At 46.4% G+C, this 15,860-nt stretch carries 13 protein-coding genes and 1 pseudogene; 1 reads left to right on the plus strand and 13 read right to left on the minus strand.

Features of this window, described 5'->3' with window-relative positions; translation table 11 throughout:
- Positions 1-122 precede the first annotated feature (122 nt).
- From DN062_RS14210 to DN062_RS14225, 4 genes and pseudogenes are all read right to left on the minus strand, one after another.
- Positions 123-484: pseudogene (locus DN062_RS14210) on the minus strand (transposase); the annotation flags it as partial.
- 87 nt (positions 485-571) lie between these two features.
- Positions 572-1,435: a hypothetical protein gene (locus tag DN062_RS14215; protein ID WP_112159977.1), complete on the minus strand. Its 864-nt coding sequence runs from the start codon at positions 1,433-1,435 to the stop codon at positions 572-574.
- A gap of 107 nt (positions 1,436-1,542) precedes the next feature.
- Entirely contained in the window at positions 1,543-3,405 is a 1,863-nt protein-coding gene (locus DN062_RS14220) for a hypothetical protein (protein ID WP_112159978.1), read from the minus strand.
- A gap of 139 nt (positions 3,406-3,544) precedes the next feature.
- On the minus strand, positions 3,545-3,916 hold the full coding sequence (locus DN062_RS14225) for a VOC family protein (protein ID WP_112159979.1): 372 nt from the start codon (positions 3,914-3,916) through the stop codon (positions 3,545-3,547).
- A gap of 414 nt (positions 3,917-4,330) precedes the next feature.
- Between DN062_RS14225 and DN062_RS14230 the strand changes: the two genes are divergently transcribed.
- Positions 4,331-5,143: an inositol monophosphatase family protein gene (locus DN062_RS14230; RefSeq protein WP_239995798.1), complete on the plus strand. Its 813-nt coding sequence runs from the start codon at positions 4,331-4,333 to the stop codon at positions 5,141-5,143.
- A 67-nt stretch (positions 5,144-5,210) separates the two neighbouring features.
- Here DN062_RS14230 and DN062_RS14235 read toward each other — a convergent pair whose 3' ends face one another.
- From DN062_RS14235 to DN062_RS14275, 9 genes are all read right to left on the minus strand, one after another.
- On the minus strand, positions 5,211-6,512 hold the full coding sequence (locus DN062_RS14235; RefSeq protein ID WP_112159980.1) for an adenylosuccinate synthase: 1,302 nt from the start codon (positions 6,510-6,512) through the stop codon (positions 5,211-5,213).
- Between the two features lie 37 nt (positions 6,513-6,549).
- Positions 6,550-7,722, minus strand: coding sequence for an ATP phosphoribosyltransferase regulatory subunit (locus tag DN062_RS14240; protein ID WP_112159981.1), 1,173 nt, complete (start codon positions 7,720-7,722; stop codon positions 6,550-6,552).
- Between the two features lie 97 nt (positions 7,723-7,819).
- The gene (gene hflC / locus DN062_RS14245; protein WP_112159982.1) at positions 7,820-8,692 is read right to left on the minus strand and encodes a protease modulator HflC; all 873 of its coding nucleotides are present in this window, start codon (positions 8,690-8,692) and stop codon (positions 7,820-7,822) included.
- On the minus strand, positions 8,692-9,900 hold the full coding sequence (hflK, locus tag DN062_RS14250; RefSeq protein WP_112159983.1) for an FtsH protease activity modulator HflK: 1,209 nt from the start codon (positions 9,898-9,900) through the stop codon (positions 8,692-8,694). Before hflK ends, hflC begins: the two co-directional genes overlap by 1 nt.
- 67 nt (positions 9,901-9,967) lie before the next feature.
- A complete protein-coding gene (gene hflX / locus DN062_RS14255) occupies positions 9,968-11,272 on the minus strand; it encodes a ribosome rescue GTPase HflX (protein WP_112159984.1) in 1,305 nt (434 codons plus the stop codon).
- A 9-nt stretch (positions 11,273-11,281) separates the two neighbouring features.
- Positions 11,282-11,521: an RNA chaperone Hfq gene (hfq, locus tag DN062_RS14260; protein WP_036508467.1), complete on the minus strand. Its 240-nt coding sequence runs from the start codon at positions 11,519-11,521 to the stop codon at positions 11,282-11,284.
- 124 nt (positions 11,522-11,645) lie between these two features.
- Positions 11,646-12,590 carry a tRNA (adenosine(37)-N6)-dimethylallyltransferase MiaA gene (miaA, locus tag DN062_RS14265; RefSeq protein WP_112159985.1) on the minus strand — a complete coding sequence of 315 codons (945 nt, stop codon included), beginning with the start codon at positions 12,588-12,590 and terminating at the stop codon, positions 11,646-11,648.
- Positions 12,590-14,488, minus strand: coding sequence for a DNA mismatch repair endonuclease MutL (gene mutL, locus DN062_RS14270; protein ID WP_112159986.1), 1,899 nt, complete (start codon positions 14,486-14,488; stop codon positions 12,590-12,592). The genes miaA and mutL overlap by 1 nt, the downstream gene beginning before the upstream one ends.
- Entirely contained in the window at positions 14,488-15,858 is a 1,371-nt protein-coding gene (locus DN062_RS14275) for an N-acetylmuramoyl-L-alanine amidase (protein WP_275668123.1), read from the minus strand. The genes mutL and DN062_RS14275 overlap by 1 nt, the downstream gene beginning before the upstream one ends.
- Positions 15,859-15,860 lie beyond the last annotated feature (2 nt).

Raw genomic sequence — 15,860 nt, forward strand, 5'->3', positions numbered from 1 at the left:
AGTACGAAACTGCACACCAGTGGGACCGACAACACTGAATCCAGAAAAACAGCCGACTAAACAAGTAGAAAAACGAGCCGCTTAAAACGGCTAATGGTGACAACTAGCTTGAAAAACGCCGAACTTTCGCTAATACCCATAGTGATGCAGGCAAAACGAATGCTGATCCCGTGACGTTGAATGGCTGCACGTGCCATCTCCTTGCGCTGAGATGGCTTTATAACTTTCCCTCTAGGGCTTCCTTGCGGATTTCAGCCTTGAGGCGTTCTTCTGCGTACATTTTTTTAAGACGCTTATTCTCGTCCTCAAGCTCTTTGAGCCGTTTCATCATGGATGCATCCATACCGCCAAATTTGGCACGCCACTTATAAAACTGAGCGGAGCTCATACCATGTTCGCGGCATAGCTCTGGCACCGGGACACCTTTCTCGTTTTGCTTCAGAATCGCTAGGATCTGACTGTCTGTGTATCGTGATTTACGCATAGAAAACTCCTTCGTTTAATTTTAACGGAATTTTCTACTTATAACTGCTCCGATTTTTCGGGAGGATTACAAGATTGCAGGCGTTTGTTAGCTTTTTCTCTGTAGAAGTTCACGAACATCAACTAGTCCCTCTTTATCACTTGAAAATGCTCCGCTGCATATAGACCAGCCGCAAGCTACTACTTGTTTTGGGGTAGATCGCTGCTTTTTAACAAGCTTTTCAATTGATTCAGATTCTAGAATTATCTCGCCGATCTTTTCCATTTCCATTCTCTTAAAGTGGTTTTGTTTAGGAATACAATAGGCAACACCATCTCCAAATAATGTACGCCCGTTTAAAACCTTTTCAAGAGTAGCTTTCTCAGCTGGCGAAGTATTCACTGGAACATATGTCGCCCATGGAAACCAATCGTACTCTCTTCCGGTTGAAGTAATGATTAAAGAACCCCAGCCGTCAGGTTTAAATCCAGCTTCCTCCCAACTTGAAAACCATGCATTCAGTCCTTTTCCTTGCATCGTAGGAAACACATAAACTTCGCCTTCCTTTACTACTTGTTTAGGAGGATTTTTTGCAACACGCCTTTTACTTTCTGGTTCCGGGTTATTTATACGTTCTTTGAGCTTTGCATGGACTTTAAGCCGAGCTTTTAGACCTTTTTCTTCCAACCCTCGAGCTTTGAGATCTTGGATGTCGTAGCCGGAATCCATGGCCTTTAAAGCATTCATTCTTACTTTTTCAGAGACTATTCCCTTTTTAGAATATTGGTCGGCTACAACCATCCAAAAATTTGGCACGCCGTCATCTTCCAGATCTTCAACTGGCCCATACTGCTCGATTAATATTTCTAAAATTTCATCGCCATTCGCTGGCATTTTTGAAAGCATTGAAATGGAATCTCGAACATCACAAGCTTCATCTTCTTCATATAACCCTTCGCCCCAAGCTCCCATACTTGACTCCTTTCCTAAAAGCTAACGCCCGCAGCACGCGCGGCTTTGTAGTGAAGGCGAAGCCGCAACGAAAAAGCTGTCGCTGTGCCTGCGATTGTTATGCATATCTATTCAGCCCCCAGCATATCTCGCACCTCATTTACATAACGCTGCCATTCCTCAACAACCTGACTAGTAACGCTAGATTCAAACTCTGGATATTTTTTCGCGTGAAACCAAGTTTCAGATTTACCGGAAACCCTATCCTTGTATCCAGGGCCCATTCCCCACTCTTGAAACAAACCATTCCAGAGCTGACTATCTGATGAAAGCTTTCCTTCATAAACCGCGCGTCCTTTAGCAAACGCTTTTTGGTAAATATCACCAAGTCGTTTCTCAGTTGTTTGTTTCAACTGTTTAAGCAGCGCATAAGCAGGTTGTAGTTCATTCTGAGAAAGCATGTTATCGATTAGTACGATAAATTCATCCTTTAGCGTGCCGATTTGGTCCACAACTTGCTGACGAGCACCTGTAGCTAAAAGCTGATAGTAATCGAGATTATGCCACTCTCCCTTGCGATTAACACTAGCTCGAACACTAGCAGCATATGTACCCTTGTTTCTAATGTCATTAATTAAAGGTAAAAAATACTCTCTTAACGCCGGAGAGCAGCCTTGAGCCTTTTTTATCCAAGGTTCCAGCGTATTCTTAACCTGATTCTTCGCCGCTGTAGCTGATTGAGAGACCAGTTCAGTTTCGATGTCGACAATAGCCTTCTCGATATCGACAATAGTCTGAGCATATTGACCGCGCAGCACAGAAACTTTTTCGACCAACAGTTTGTTAAGTTCCTTCGGATCATCAGACTTTACATCGAAAAATCGCACATCTAGGTTGTCTAATTGTAGTGTGTGCCTTAGATCATTAACGACCTGCTCAGCACGGATCTCACGTCCCTCAGTTTTATCACCAACAGGTTCATCTATGTCGATAACTTTTTCAGCTTCACTCTCCCTGTCAAGAATTAACAATACTGTTTCTTTGGCAATTCGGTGATTCAGACCTGCATCCTTGGCAAGCTTCAGTAATCCGGACATTGTCTTATCGGGCGCTTCGTTGAATCGGCAGCACAGTACACTGACAGTACGATTGTCTGTAAGGCAGCTATCAAGATCCGCACGGTTAACCGTCTGATCGACACCCTTTGTATCAACTACTGACAGAGAGTAATCGACGTCATCGAAAAGTTTTAGCGGCGCCAATATGCATATATGCTTGGATAGACCAACGCTCGGATGAGTGCAGCTATTGATAGCTTTGAATGTTGTGTGCAACCACTCGTATTGGTCTACTCCATCATCACTGGTGAATCGCGTTTGATGACGAGCTGTATAATCAAGACGTTCCAACAACGCTTCTTTTAACAATTCGACAGATTGGTAATTGGCCGCAAAATCTTTAGCGTTGTCCGTAGTTATTCGCTTGCCTTCGGAGGTTTTTGTACGTGATATTCGGAGGTCAAGCATGTTACGGAGCGCCCTCTCAACTTCGGCGCTCAGTTTAAATGGCTCTGAATTATCCGATTCTTCGATATCTGATAGTAAGTACTGAGCAAAGTCCGTGAGGTAGCCCCTTACTTCAGCTTCGGAATGCGGAGTGACTTCGATCTCAAGTTGAGAACCAAAAGATATTTCCACTTCGCATAGCGTAGTACGACCGCTACCCGTGCTAAGAATCGGCTCTTCTCCATCTAACAAGCCAAGTAGATGGCATATGGCGGTTGTCTTCCCGGTACCTATGTTACCGATAAATGCCAGTCTTTGATCTGAGTTTGAGAGATAAGAAACCGCATCGTCAAAAAGCTCCCGATGATTATCTAATTGTTTCCGTGTTGCGCTTTCCTCAGGCAGCTTTGTCATCAAACTTTCTATCGATTTATGCAAGGCCCTTTGACGGTCTTTCAGATCATTAGATTCAATTTTTATACTCATTTACCGCACCCTCTGGTTCCCATTTGCAGGCTTCCCAAAACTACCCATAATTGCATAACGCTCGGCTTTGGGGCGGCCTTGTAGCCGCTCAGCGGCGGAAAGGCCGTCCCAGCCCCGAAGGGGCGACAACAGCCGTTTGTTATGCATTTTTACCAACTCTTAACTGGAAAATATTACCTTCACAATCACAGCCATCACATACTTGACGACCACCAAAATTCCAACTTTTGGGTTGATATAAAGCTCCACCTTTTTCCTTTATTTTCTCGCCAACTAGCTCAAGAGGGGTGTCGATAAAAAATGATGGCTTTATTGGCGTATCTTCTCTGGCTTTGCCTGTACTAGACGCCTTTTTCGAAACCTCAGTTTCAAGCAGAACAAGCTCAAAGCTACCAGCTATTAGCAAGGCGTATGATTCATCTTTTTCGGAAACTTCAAAGCCAAAAACATGACAATAGAATTCGGCTAAGCGGTGAATTGACGAAGAGTAAATAACCAACCCGGTTTTCACATACACTCCTTACTTACATGCACTCGAATGCATAACATTTTAATAACAAGCCAGCACGCTTCGCCCAAAATCAAACCTAACCATTTGTTTTAAAATAACTTTTAACCCAGCCAAGCGCCCTGCAAAACGAGCCAGCACGGTATTGCAGAATCACTCAAGCGGGTTATTCTTGGCTCTCCGCCATAACAAATTGATCTTAGTATAGATTTTTTGATACTTCCAGCTAAAAGCGAGCCATTAATCGTCATAGTTTTTGACTATGCGTGCCAATCCATTGGAGGTCGGTTGGTAAGCCCGTCACTGAACCAGAAAAAACCACAACAGACGGCCAAAATAGCCTGCATGAATAGATAAGAAATGAACACTGCAGTATAATATCTCTTTCGCTCTTGAATAATTTGGACGCTTACTCTGATGCTACCGATAGTTAATATCGCACTTCGTGCTGCCCGTCTCGGCGGTGAACAAATCGCTCGGGCTATTGAACGCCTAGACCTAATCAAATCCGAACAATCCAGCGTTGCTGAGTTCATTAATGACGTGTGCTGCCAAGCAGAACGAACTATCGTTCAAAGCCTTCAGAAGGCGTATCCACACCACACTGTAAACGCTGAGTTTAGCGGCCACTACAAAGCCACTGGCGACGGCCCCACTCACGTTGAGTGGCAAATCAATCCAGTTGATGGCCTCACTAACTTCTCGAACGCACTTCCTATTTTTGCTTTAAGCCTAACAGGTAGGGTCAATGGCCGTATCGATCATGCGGTGATCATCAACCCGATTACAGGTGAAGAGTTTACTGCCAGCCGTGGTAACGGCGCGCAATTGAATGGTCGAAGACTCAGAGTCAGTAGCGCGAAAAACCTGACAGGTTCATTAATTGGTACAGGCTTTTTTAACCGCAAAAGTGACAAGCCTTGGTTCCATACCCAGCAAAGCATAGTAACCCAGATTATTAATGCTGACGGTAACACCTTCAGCAGTGGCTCCACGTTGCTTAACCTTGCCTACACGGCGGCAGGCAGACTGGACGGTTTCTTTCAAGCGGGCCTAAACGACTGGGAACAAGAAGCCGGTATTCTCTTGATCCAAGAAGCGGGCGGCTTGATCGGTGACTTCAAAGGTGGCAACCAGCATCTTAAAACAGGTGAGTTAGTCGCAGCCAACCCGAAGATGTTTAAGCAACTGCTTAAAACTGTGCAGATCGGCAGCCAACAAAACGGCTAACAGACTTAAGCAAAAAAAGGGGGCGATATCTGAGATATCGCCCCCTTTTTTACACGTGCTTTATAACTTAGGCATCCACTTCAAATGGATCGCGCAGCACAATCGTTTCATTGCGATCAGGGCCTGTGGAGATAATATCCACTGGTGCACCCATCAACTCTTCCAACCGACGTATGTAAGCGCGAGCATTTTCTGGCAACTGATCTAAGCTTTTCGCTCCAATCGTTGACTCTGTCCAACCTGGAACGCTTTCGTAAACGGGAGTGACTTTTTCATAATCTTCACTGCCACTTAACGACGTGACCACATTGCCTTGGACGTCTTCATAGCCGACGCAGATACGGATCTCGTCGAGTCCATCAAGAACATCAAGCTTGGTTAAACAAATACCAGAGACAGAGTTAATCTCTATCGCATGCTTAAGTGCCACCGCATCAAACCAACCACAGCGACGTGCACGCCCTGTAGTTGATCCAAACTCATGGCCTCTTTCAGCCAAACGCGCACCCGTGTCGCAATGCAACTCAGTTGGGAAAGGCCCGCCACCCACACGCGTGGTATAGGCTTTGGTAATACCCAGAATGTAATCCAGATACAGAGGTCCAAAACCACTACCCGTTGAGGTGCCACCTGCTGTCGTGTTAGACGAGGTTACATAAGGATAGGTACCATGATCGATATCCAACAACGAACCTTGAGCGCCTTCAAACATAATGCTGGCACCCTGACGACGCAAGTCGTGCAGAATACCCGTCACATCCGCAATCATCGGCAAAAGTTTGATTGCCATTTCCATGCACTCGGCGTACACAGCATCGAAGCTAACTGGCTCAACTTTGTAATAGTTTTCAAGCATGAAATTATGATAGCTAATCACTTCTTTCAGCTTAATTGCAAAGTTTTCAGGGTCCTTGATGTCCCCTAAGCGCAAGCCTCTACGAGCGACCTTATCTTCATAAGCCGGTCCTATGCCGCGACCTGTGGTACCGATCTTGGCTTCACCGCGCATTAACTCTCTTGCTTGGTCTAACGCAACGTGGCAAGGAAGAATTAAGGGGCAAGCCGGACTTAAACGTAAGCGATCACTGACAGGGATCCCCTTCGCCTCCAATCCAGCTATCTCCTTAAGCAACGCTTCGGGTGATAGCACAACACCATTACCAATCAAGCACAAAACGTTTTCACGCAGGATGCCTGAAGGAATCAAATGCAAGACTGTTTTTTTGCCATCAATAACCAGTGTATGACCAGCATTATGACCACCTTGAAAGCGCACAACCGCTGCAATCTTCTCAGTTAGAAGATCAACGATCTTGCCCTTTCCTTCATCACCCCACTGGGTGCCCAGCACAACGACATTCTTACCCATTGTTGTCTCGAGTACTCGTTAGTTTCTGTTAAACGGATCAGAGGGCTTGGATCACCCACTCGTTATTAATTTTGACCAGTTGTCGATCACATCCAGCCGGGCGCTCAAATTCATCTAGCGCCTGTATCACCCGATGTCCCTGTAGACGGGCATGTTCAATCGCTTCATGCAAATCAGCACTCCATGCTGAGGGCGCTAATACAGAAGGTTCAACCTTAGCCTTAACACCCGCGACATCAAGGAGCGTTTTAAGATCCGCACTAAAGCCAGTCGCAGGTCGAGCACGACCAAAATCCTGACCTATTTCATCGTAACGCCCACCTTTGGCGAGCGCTTGACCAAAACTTGGCGTGTAGGCTGCAAACACCACACCTGTATGATAGTGGTAACCTCGCAATTCAGCCAAATCAAAATAAAAACGGGTTTGTGGAAAACGTTTTCGAATCAGCTCTGCCAAGTCCGAAAGATACTGGATAGCGTCAGACTCTTCCTTCCAGCCCTCAAACAGACTTGCCGCTTTCTCAAGCACATCAACCGTACCATGCAAGAAAGGTAGCACAGCTAAGCGCTCGCGCAAAGACGCTTCAAGGCTCAATCCCGAGAGAAAAATGTCATACTCGGTGAGTGCTTTACGCTGCAGCAAATCAATAAACTGCAGTTTATCTTCCGCCGTAAGCTTAGCTTTGGCAATCAGAGCACTAAAAAGTGCTACATGACCTAAGTCCAGCGTAATTGGGTCTGAAATGCCAGCAACATTCATCGTTTCGAGCATTAAAGAGATGACTTCAACATCACTTTCTATGCCAGCATGGCCATACAGCTCTGCGCCCGCTTGCATTGGATTGCGCGTCGCTAACATATTGGCGGCATGCGTGTGCAATACGGAACCACAGTAACACAGCCGACTAGGCCCTTCGGTACGTAAACGGTGCGCATCAATCCTGGCGACTTGAGGCGTAATATCGGCTCTGACACCTAAAGTGTGCCCACTCAGACGATCCGTCAGCTTAAACGTATTCAAATCCAGATCATGGCCTGTCCCTGTTAACAAGGACTCTAAATGCTCAACCAACGGCGGCATTACTAAGTCATAACCCCAATTATTATACAAATCGAGCAACCTACGTCGCATCAGTTCAGCCTGACGCGCCTCTGGCGGCAATAATTCTTTGATACCCTCAGGCAGCAGCCATCGATCTGCCAGCGCCATTTACGACCCCCTTTTGTCACAAAAAAACCGGGCAATGACCCGGTCTTTGAAATCATAACACAAAGTAGGTGGTTTACCCACCTACTTTGGTTGTTGCTTATTGAACGCCCGAGCTTCTCATGTAGCGGAAAAACTCACTGGTAGGCTCAAGCACTAGCACATCACCCTGACCACTGAAGGACTCACGGTACGCACCAATACTACGAACGAAGGAGTAGAACTCTGGATCTTGACTAAAGGCTGACGAATAAATACCCGCCGCTTCAGCATCCCCTTCACCTCGTAATATTTCAGATGTACTGAAGGCATTTGCTGTGATAACCGTACGCTGACGATCGGCATCTGCACGTATCCCTTCAGCCAACTCGAGACCTCTTGCACGCAGTTCACGGGCCAGTCTCAAACGCTCAGAACGCATACGATCGTATACTGATGTTGAAACTTCTGTTGGAAGATCAATTCGCTTGATACGAATATCAACGATTTCGATACCCAACTCACGCTCAGCAACAACGCTCAATTGACGATTGACTTGATCCATCAACTCTTCGCGCTCGCCTGAAACCACTTGATTAAGTGTTCGCTCACCAAACTGGTTACGCAAATTTGTTTCAATACGGCTCGCCAAAAGACTGTTCGCACGGCTTTCATCACCCGACGTTGCGGTGTAATACCGTTCTACGTCCTTTATACGCCATTTGATGAACGAATCCACAATCAAACGCTTAGCTTCTAAGGTCAAAAACGCTTGAGGACGTGAATCCAATGTAATCAGACGTGCTTCGAACTTACGCACAGTGTTTACAAATGGAATCTTGAAATGTAAACCTGGGACTATATCAGGTTCAACAATTTCACCAAATCGTAATTTAACGGCTCTTTCGGTTTCTTTGACGATATAAACACTTTCGGACGTCAACCAAACCGCAACCAGTGCTAAAACGAGTACAAATACTGAATTAGGTTTCATTATCGACCCTCCCTCATGCTACCTGCACCTGCCGAGTTTTGACGTGTCCGTGAGGCATCAGTTAATGGATCATTCAACTGCCTAAAACCTAAGTCAGAGGCACTGCTACGCGAACCGCTCGTATTCCCTCTGTTTTCCATCAGCTTATCCAATGGCAAGAACATGAGATTATTACCACCCTCAACATCCATTAACACTTTTGGATTGTTCGTCATGACGCTTTGCATCATATCGATATACAAACGTTCACGAGTTACATCAGGCTCATTTTGGTATTCGGATAATAATGCCAAGAAACGCTGGCTTTCACCCGTTGCCCTGGCAACAACTTCTTCACGATAAGCGTTTGCTTCTTCGATCATACGTTGCGCAATACCACGTGCTTCTGGCACAACACTGTTAGCGTAGGCTTCAGCTTCGTTCTTAGAGCGTTGTTCATCCTCACGCGCCTTGATTACATCATCAAACGCATCTTGAACCTGACTTGGAGCTTGTGCATTTCGTACGTTAACCCCTGCAATTCGAATACCTGTTTCAAAGGTATCCATATGGCGCTGCAAACGCTCTTGAACAGAGATTGCCATAACTTGACGACCTTCCGTCAAGATTTGGTTCATTTCAGATGCGCCCACTACCTGACGAAGTGCTGCTTCAGCCGCTTGAGCTAAGCTTTCTTGAGGACTCCGAACCTTCAATAGGAAGTTTTCAGGGTTCTCAGCTACGTACTGAACACTGATATCAACATCAACGATGTTTTCGTCTTCAGTAAGCATCAGTGCACGGTGATCATGAATACGAACTTGAGTAACGTTGATTTTAGAGACGTCATCAATCAAAGGCGGATTCCATTGCAAACCAGGGTTTACAACCGAATGGAATTTACCCAAGCGCAAGACAACGCCACGCTCTTGTTGGTCGACCGTATAGAATCCCATACCTGCCCAAACAACAATGGCAATTACGGCAACGATACCTAGCAGCCCAAAGCTTCCTTTGTGAGAGCCACCTGAGCCACCTGCGCTTCCGGAACCTCCCCCCTTGCCGCCAAAGATACCGTTTAAACGGTCTTGAAGCTTTTGAAGGGCTTCATCTAGATCAGGGGGCCCCTGCTCATTACCACCACGTTTACCACCGCCGGGATTTTTGTCACCGCCGCCGCTCCACGGATCATGGTTTTTGCCATTTCCGCCAGGCTCATTCCAGGCCATAGTGCTCTCCGCTATAAAACAAAGTTAAAGTTATAATTTTAAAAACCCCTGCATTTACATGCAAGGACTACACATAATCGACCGTTTCTGACAAATATCGTTCAAACGGAATCTGCAATCGACTCAACAATTGCCTAAAATCTTTACGCTGAATGCGAATTTTCAGATGCATTTGACCCTCATCATCTACCGACTCAGATAGAATGGCATTCGCGGCATATAATTGCGCACGGAACTGCCCTTCTGAAGGATTCAGCCTCAATTCACTTTCAAAAACATCATCGCTAAGGCGCTCGTTGATTGCCTGAAGCAAAAGATCAGTGCCAGCACCTGTTTGTGCCGACAGCCAAACACGAATCGGAACACCTTCGTCGTCTCGATCAATGCGTGGCTCAACCTGTTCTAACAAATCAACCTTATTGTATACAAGTAAGGTAGGCACATCATCAGCCCCTATCTCGGTTAATACATCGTTGACTTGTTCGATATGAAGCTGGCGCTCTTCATCAAAGCTATCGATAACATGCAGCAAAAGTGTTGCTTCACATGTCTCTTGCAAGGTCGCACGAAAGGCTTGAACTAATTTATGCGGTAAATGCCGAATAAAACCAACTGTATCCGCTAGAATTGCAGCGCCCGCATCATCAAGTTGAATCTTTCTTAGGGTAGGATCTAGGGTTGCAAACAACTGATCGGCTGCATATACATTCGATGCAGTCAAGCAATTAAACAACGTCGATTTACCCGCGTTGGTATACCCAACAAGCGATACCGTTGGAACAGATGCCCTAACTCGAGATCTACGCCCTTGATCACGCTGTTTTTTAACTTTATCTAGACGTTTCATGATCGATTGAAGACGAACTCGAAGCAATCGACGGTCGGTTTCGAGCTGTGTTTCACCCGGCCCACGCAAACCGATGCCCCCTTTTTGTCGCTCAAGATGGGTCCAGCCCCGCACGAGTCGTGTCGACATATGCTCAAGCTGAGCCAGCTCAACTTGAAGCTTCCCTTCATGCGTGCGGGCACGCTGGGCGAAAATATCCAGGATTAAGCCAGTTCTATCTAAGACGCGACACTGAATTTCGCGCTCTAAGTTGCGTTCTTGGGCAGGTGAAAGCGAGTGGTTAAAGATGACCAACTCCGATTCATACAGCCTGACCATTTCCGCCAATTCTGCAACCTTTCCTTTACCTAAGAAAAACTTAGGGCTAGGGTCTGAACGACTGCCCGTTAAAAAAGCAACCGGATCAGCCCCAGCTGAAAGTGCCAATTCTTCTAACTCACGAGGACTTTCTGGTTCAGATTCAGAATGAAAATTAATATGCACCAATATGGCGCGTTCACCCGACTCAGGACGTTCAAAAAACAATCAAATTACTCACTCTTCAATTTTCTCGTCCGGCTGTGGCAACTTGACCGGTCTAGAAGGTACAACGGTTGAGATGGCATGCTTATACACCATCTGGCTGACGGTATTTTTGAGCAGAATAACGAACTGATCAAACGACTCGATTTGTCCTTGGAGCTTGATTCCATTTACCAGGAAAATAGAGACGGGAACCCGTTCTTTGCGTAAAACATTAAGGTAAGGGTCTTGTAATGATTGCCCTTTTGACATGGGTATCTCCTTTACTGAAACATTCAGTCTTTTAAAATAATTATGGTTAGCATAGTCTGCACAGATTGCTTACGTGTTTCACGCATCTCTCTGGCACTATTAAAAATTAACGCAAAGCATCTCATTATATAATGGCTTGTTGGATCAACTTCAAGGCATTGGGCAATATATTCTCATTTACACCATCAAGTACATGTAAATCATCCCAACTTCTTAGCCACGTATACTGACGTTTTGCCAGTTGCCGAGTGGCTACTATACTCTTTTCTCTCATGTCCTTATACCCTAACTCACCATCAAGATACTGCCACATTTGACGATATCCAACAGCACGGATGGACGGCATACCCGAATGCAAATCTTGACGATCAAACAGAGATCGAACTTCTGTTTCAAAGCCTTGTTCTAACATCTTATCAAAACGCTGCTCTATCCGCTTATGTAAAATCGACCTATCTTGTGGCATCAGAGCCAAAGACAGGTAACGAAAAGGCAGCTCCACCTTGACTTGCTGAGCCCATAGAGACGTCATCGACTGTCCACTTAGTAAACAAACTTCCAACGCTCTTTGTACTCTTTGAGAATCGGATGGGTGCAGACGCTCTGCTGCCACAGGGTCTAGCAAAGCCAACTGTGCATGCAGACTCTCAATACCGTCTTGCTGTATACGAGTTTCTAGCTCTGTTCGGAGCACAGGGTCAGCATCCGGCAAAGGGGCCATTCCCTTAATCAGTGCATTAAAGTACATCATCGTCCCGCCCACCAAGATAGGCAGACGCTGATTGGAAACAGCTTCATCAATACAGGCTAGCGCATCTTCTCTAAAAGTCGCAGCCGAGTAGGATTCCGCAGGATCGAGAATGTCCACTAACCGATGAGGATAAGCGCTCAGGACATCAGGATCGGGCTTGGCCGTTCCAATATCCATTCCTTTATAAATCAATGCAGAGTCAACACTAATCAAACTGGCAGGCAGATGATCCGCGATACGCATCGCTAAATCAGTTTTGCCAGAGGCGGTTGGCCCCATCAACATAACAACCAAGGGCTTTGCCTTATCCATCGACATTACTGCCCCCGTAAAAAAAGCTTATCAAGATCAGACAGACTCAATGCCGTCCAAGTTGGCCGACCGTGATTGCATTGCCCACTGCGCTCGGTCACTTCCATATCACGCAACAATGCATTCATTTCAGCAATTGACAGTTGTCGATTGGCACGAACTGCACTATGACAGGCCATTGTCCCAAGAAGTTCATTTATTTGATTTTCAATGCGCTGACTTCGTCCTTGATGCAATAGGTCTGACAACACATCTAACACCAACTTCTGCACATCCGCTTTTGCAAAATAAACAGGAACTTCACGGATCACTAAGGTTTCTGTCGCCAAACGCTGCAACACAAAACCTAAGCGCTTAAATAGCTCTAAAGACTCCTCAGCAATATCGGCTTCTTTCTGGCTCACATGAATTGAAACCGGCACTAACAGAGGTTGGCTTCGCAAAGGCTCATCCTGCAAGGTGAGTTTCATTCGTTCATACACGATACGTTCATGAGCCGCATGCATATCGACGATAATCAGCCCCTGCTCATTCTGAGCTAAAATATACACACCCTTAAGCTGCGCGAGTGCATAGCCTAAGGGAGGAGAATCTGCAGATTCAGATGGTGTATTCGGCTGATCTTCAGCAATCTGTCCTTGGGCATCTGGGTATAATTGACGATACTGGTCAATTTGAGACCTCACGTCTCGATCCGTAAAAGAGGTCGAAGCACTAGGTCGCGTCGGAGCATGCAAGGGAATTTGCACTTGAGCATAATTTAAAGGCTCTGATGGCCGAGTCAATGGCACTTGTGGTGATCCAGAATCAGCCCGACTCAGCACTCCTCCCATCGGGATCTCTTGTGTGCTGATCTGTGCATGCCCATCAGGGCGCATATCAGCGATCACTCGATGCAAAGTTCTAAAAATAAAATCGTGCACGAGACGGCTTTCTCTGAAACGCACCTCATGCTTGGTCGGATGCACATTCACATCTACCCAAGCCGGGTCTAACTCAAAGAAAAGTACAAATGCAGGATGACGCCCGCCATAGAGAACATCTTGATAGGCTTGTCGGACGGCATGATTGACCACTTTGTCACGAACAATGCGCCCGTTGACAAAAAAGTACTGTTGATCAGGCTGACTGCGCGAGTGGGTTGGCTGCGTGACCCAGCCATACAATCTCAAGCCAGACGACTCGGCCGACATATCGACCACCAAGGCATGTTCAATAAAGGCAGGCCCTAGTAGGGTTGCTAAACGCTTTTCTCTTTCAAAATCGGTTGTTGCGGGCTTCAATTGGTACAAGGACTTAGCATTGTGGGTCAAACTAAAACCCACATCAAAACGACTCAGCGCCAAACGCCTAACCACTTCTTCTAAATGGTTAAACTCAGTTTTCTCTGTTTTTAGAAACTTTCGGCGCGCTGGCGTATTGAAAAACAAATCACCGACTTCAACGGTCGTACCAACAGGATGTGCCGCCGGCATCAAGATAGGCTCCATGTCTCGGCCTTCAGCTTTGACAGACCAAGCACTCTCTTGTCCTTCTGGGCGCGAAGTAAGTGTTAAGCGGGCAACAGAGCTGATACTGGCAAGTGCCTCTCCGCGAAATCCTAGACTTAAAACAGCCTCAAGATCGTCCAGCACTTTGATTTTAGACGTCGCGTGACGACTGAGCGCCAAAGCCAAATCCTCTTGCGCAATACCACAACCATCGTCCCGGATTTTAATACGCTTGACGCCCCCTTGATCGGCCTCTAACGAAACCTGACTTGCACCTGCATCAAGGCTGTTTTCAAGTAGTTCTTTTACTACGGAGGCAGGCCGTTCTACGACTTCTCCCGCTGCAATTTGGTTAGCCAACTGCGCCGATAAAAGCTCAATCGGTGCAGGCTGTTTATTGATTAAAACGCTCATTAACTTGCTGGAATCCTTAGCACTTGGCCCACGCGTATTTGATCACCTCTTATTTGATTGGCCTCTCTTAACGCGGCAACAGACACACCGTTTCTAACGGCAATAACCGATAAGGTATCCCCGGGTTGAACACGATGCGTTCGATTTTGCCCAGCAACCATTGCTCCACCCTGATTTTTTCTGGATGCAATCAATGTCATGTCAGGTGGGCGCTGCCAAAAATAGTCCGAGATACCATCAAAAATCGCCTTAGCCATGCGCTGTTGATACGCGGGTGTTTTTAGCTGAGCCTCCTCTTGCGGATTCGTAATAAAGCCCGTTTCAATCAAAATAGATGGAATATCCGGAGATCTGAGCACGGCAAATGCAGCCATCTCAACATTGGGCTTGTGCATACGCGCAAAATTCGCCATGTTCCGATGAATAATACTCGCCACATCACGGCTTCCCGTTCGGCTAGCCGTCATGGACATATCTAACAGGACACTGGCCAATACATCATCTTTATCATCAAGACTCACGCTACCGACGCCACCAATCAAATCCGAACTGTTTTCGCGACTGGCCAACCACCGCCCCATCTCGCTACTTGCACCTCGTTCAGACAGTACCCAAACAGAAGCTCCGCGAGCCGTAGGGCTGTGCCAACCATCTGCATGAATTGAAACAAATAAATCGGCATTGGCTCGGCGAGCACGAATGGTTCGGTCTCGTAAGCTGACAAAGTAATCGCCATCACGAATCATAACAGCGCGATACCCAGGCTCGGCATCAATCAGTTTTTTAAGCTCCCGGCCTATCGACAAGACGATGTCTTTTTCTCGGGTTCGGTTGGGACCAATGGCACCCGGATCTTCTCCGCCATGTCCCGGATCAATTGCAATTACTATATCTCGCAGCCCTGATGAAGCTGCAGTTGGTACGGATGGAGCAGGGATGGGTGCTGCGCGAGCGGAAGCCTGAGATTTGGCAATTGGCTCAAGATCAACCACTAAGCGGTGTCCATATTGGTCGTTCGGACGCAGCTCAAAACTTTTTGGCCTAACCTGCTCACGAATATCCAAAACAATCCGTAACGTACTACCCGATTGACTGTGACGAATTCGCTCAACAGGGCTTTTATCCGATACCAACTCACTCAATGACGCCTGTAGAGATGCATTTTCAATATCCAACACAATGCGGTCAGGATTATCTAACGCAAAAAGTTTGTGTTGGATCGGGCCAGATAGGTCAAAGACTAAGCGAGTATTGTCAGGCGCTAGCCATGTCCTCACACCCTGAACTTGCACGTTGGCAAAGGCATGTAAGGGCAGCAATAACGCCATACACACAAAACTACAAAGCTTGTAGATAGTATTTACTTTCACAA

Origin of the sequence: Nitrincola tibetensis (assembly GCF_003284585.1) — a bacterium.
Classification (GTDB): domain Bacteria; phylum Pseudomonadota; class Gammaproteobacteria; order Pseudomonadales; family Balneatricaceae; genus Nitrincola; species Nitrincola tibetensis.

Bases quoted from the DNA above. Each gene is read 5' to 3' on its own strand.
- DN062_RS14215 (WP_112159977.1), bottom strand. From the start codon at position 1,435: ATGGGAGCTTGGGGCGAAGGGTTATATGAAGAAGATGAAGCTTGTGAT.
- DN062_RS14220 (WP_112159978.1), bottom strand. From the start codon at position 3,405: ATGAGTATAAAAATTGAATCTAATGATCTGAAAGACCGTCAAAGGGCC.
- DN062_RS14230 (WP_239995798.1), top strand. From the start codon at position 4,331: ATGCTACCGATAGTTAATATCGCACTTCGTGCTGCCCGTCTCGGCGGT.
- DN062_RS14235 (WP_112159980.1), bottom strand. From the start codon at position 6,512: ATGGGTAAGAATGTCGTTGTGCTGGGCACCCAGTGGGGTGATGAAGGA.
- DN062_RS14240 (WP_112159981.1), bottom strand. From the start codon at position 7,722: ATGGCGCTGGCAGATCGATGGCTGCTGCCTGAGGGTATCAAAGAATTA.
- hflC (WP_112159982.1), bottom strand. From the start codon at position 8,692: ATGAAACCTAATTCAGTATTTGTACTCGTTTTAGCACTGGTTGCGGTT.
- hflK (WP_112159983.1), bottom strand. From the start codon at position 9,900: ATGGCCTGGAATGAGCCTGGCGGAAATGGCAAAAACCATGATCCGTGG.
- hfq (WP_036508467.1), bottom strand. From the start codon at position 11,521: ATGTCAAAAGGGCAATCATTACAAGACCCTTACCTTAATGTTTTACGC.
- miaA (WP_112159985.1), bottom strand. From the start codon at position 12,590: ATGTCGATGGATAAGGCAAAGCCCTTGGTTGTTATGTTGATGGGGCCA.
- mutL (WP_112159986.1), bottom strand. From the start codon at position 14,488: ATGAGCGTTTTAATCAATAAACAGCCTGCACCGATTGAGCTTTTATCG.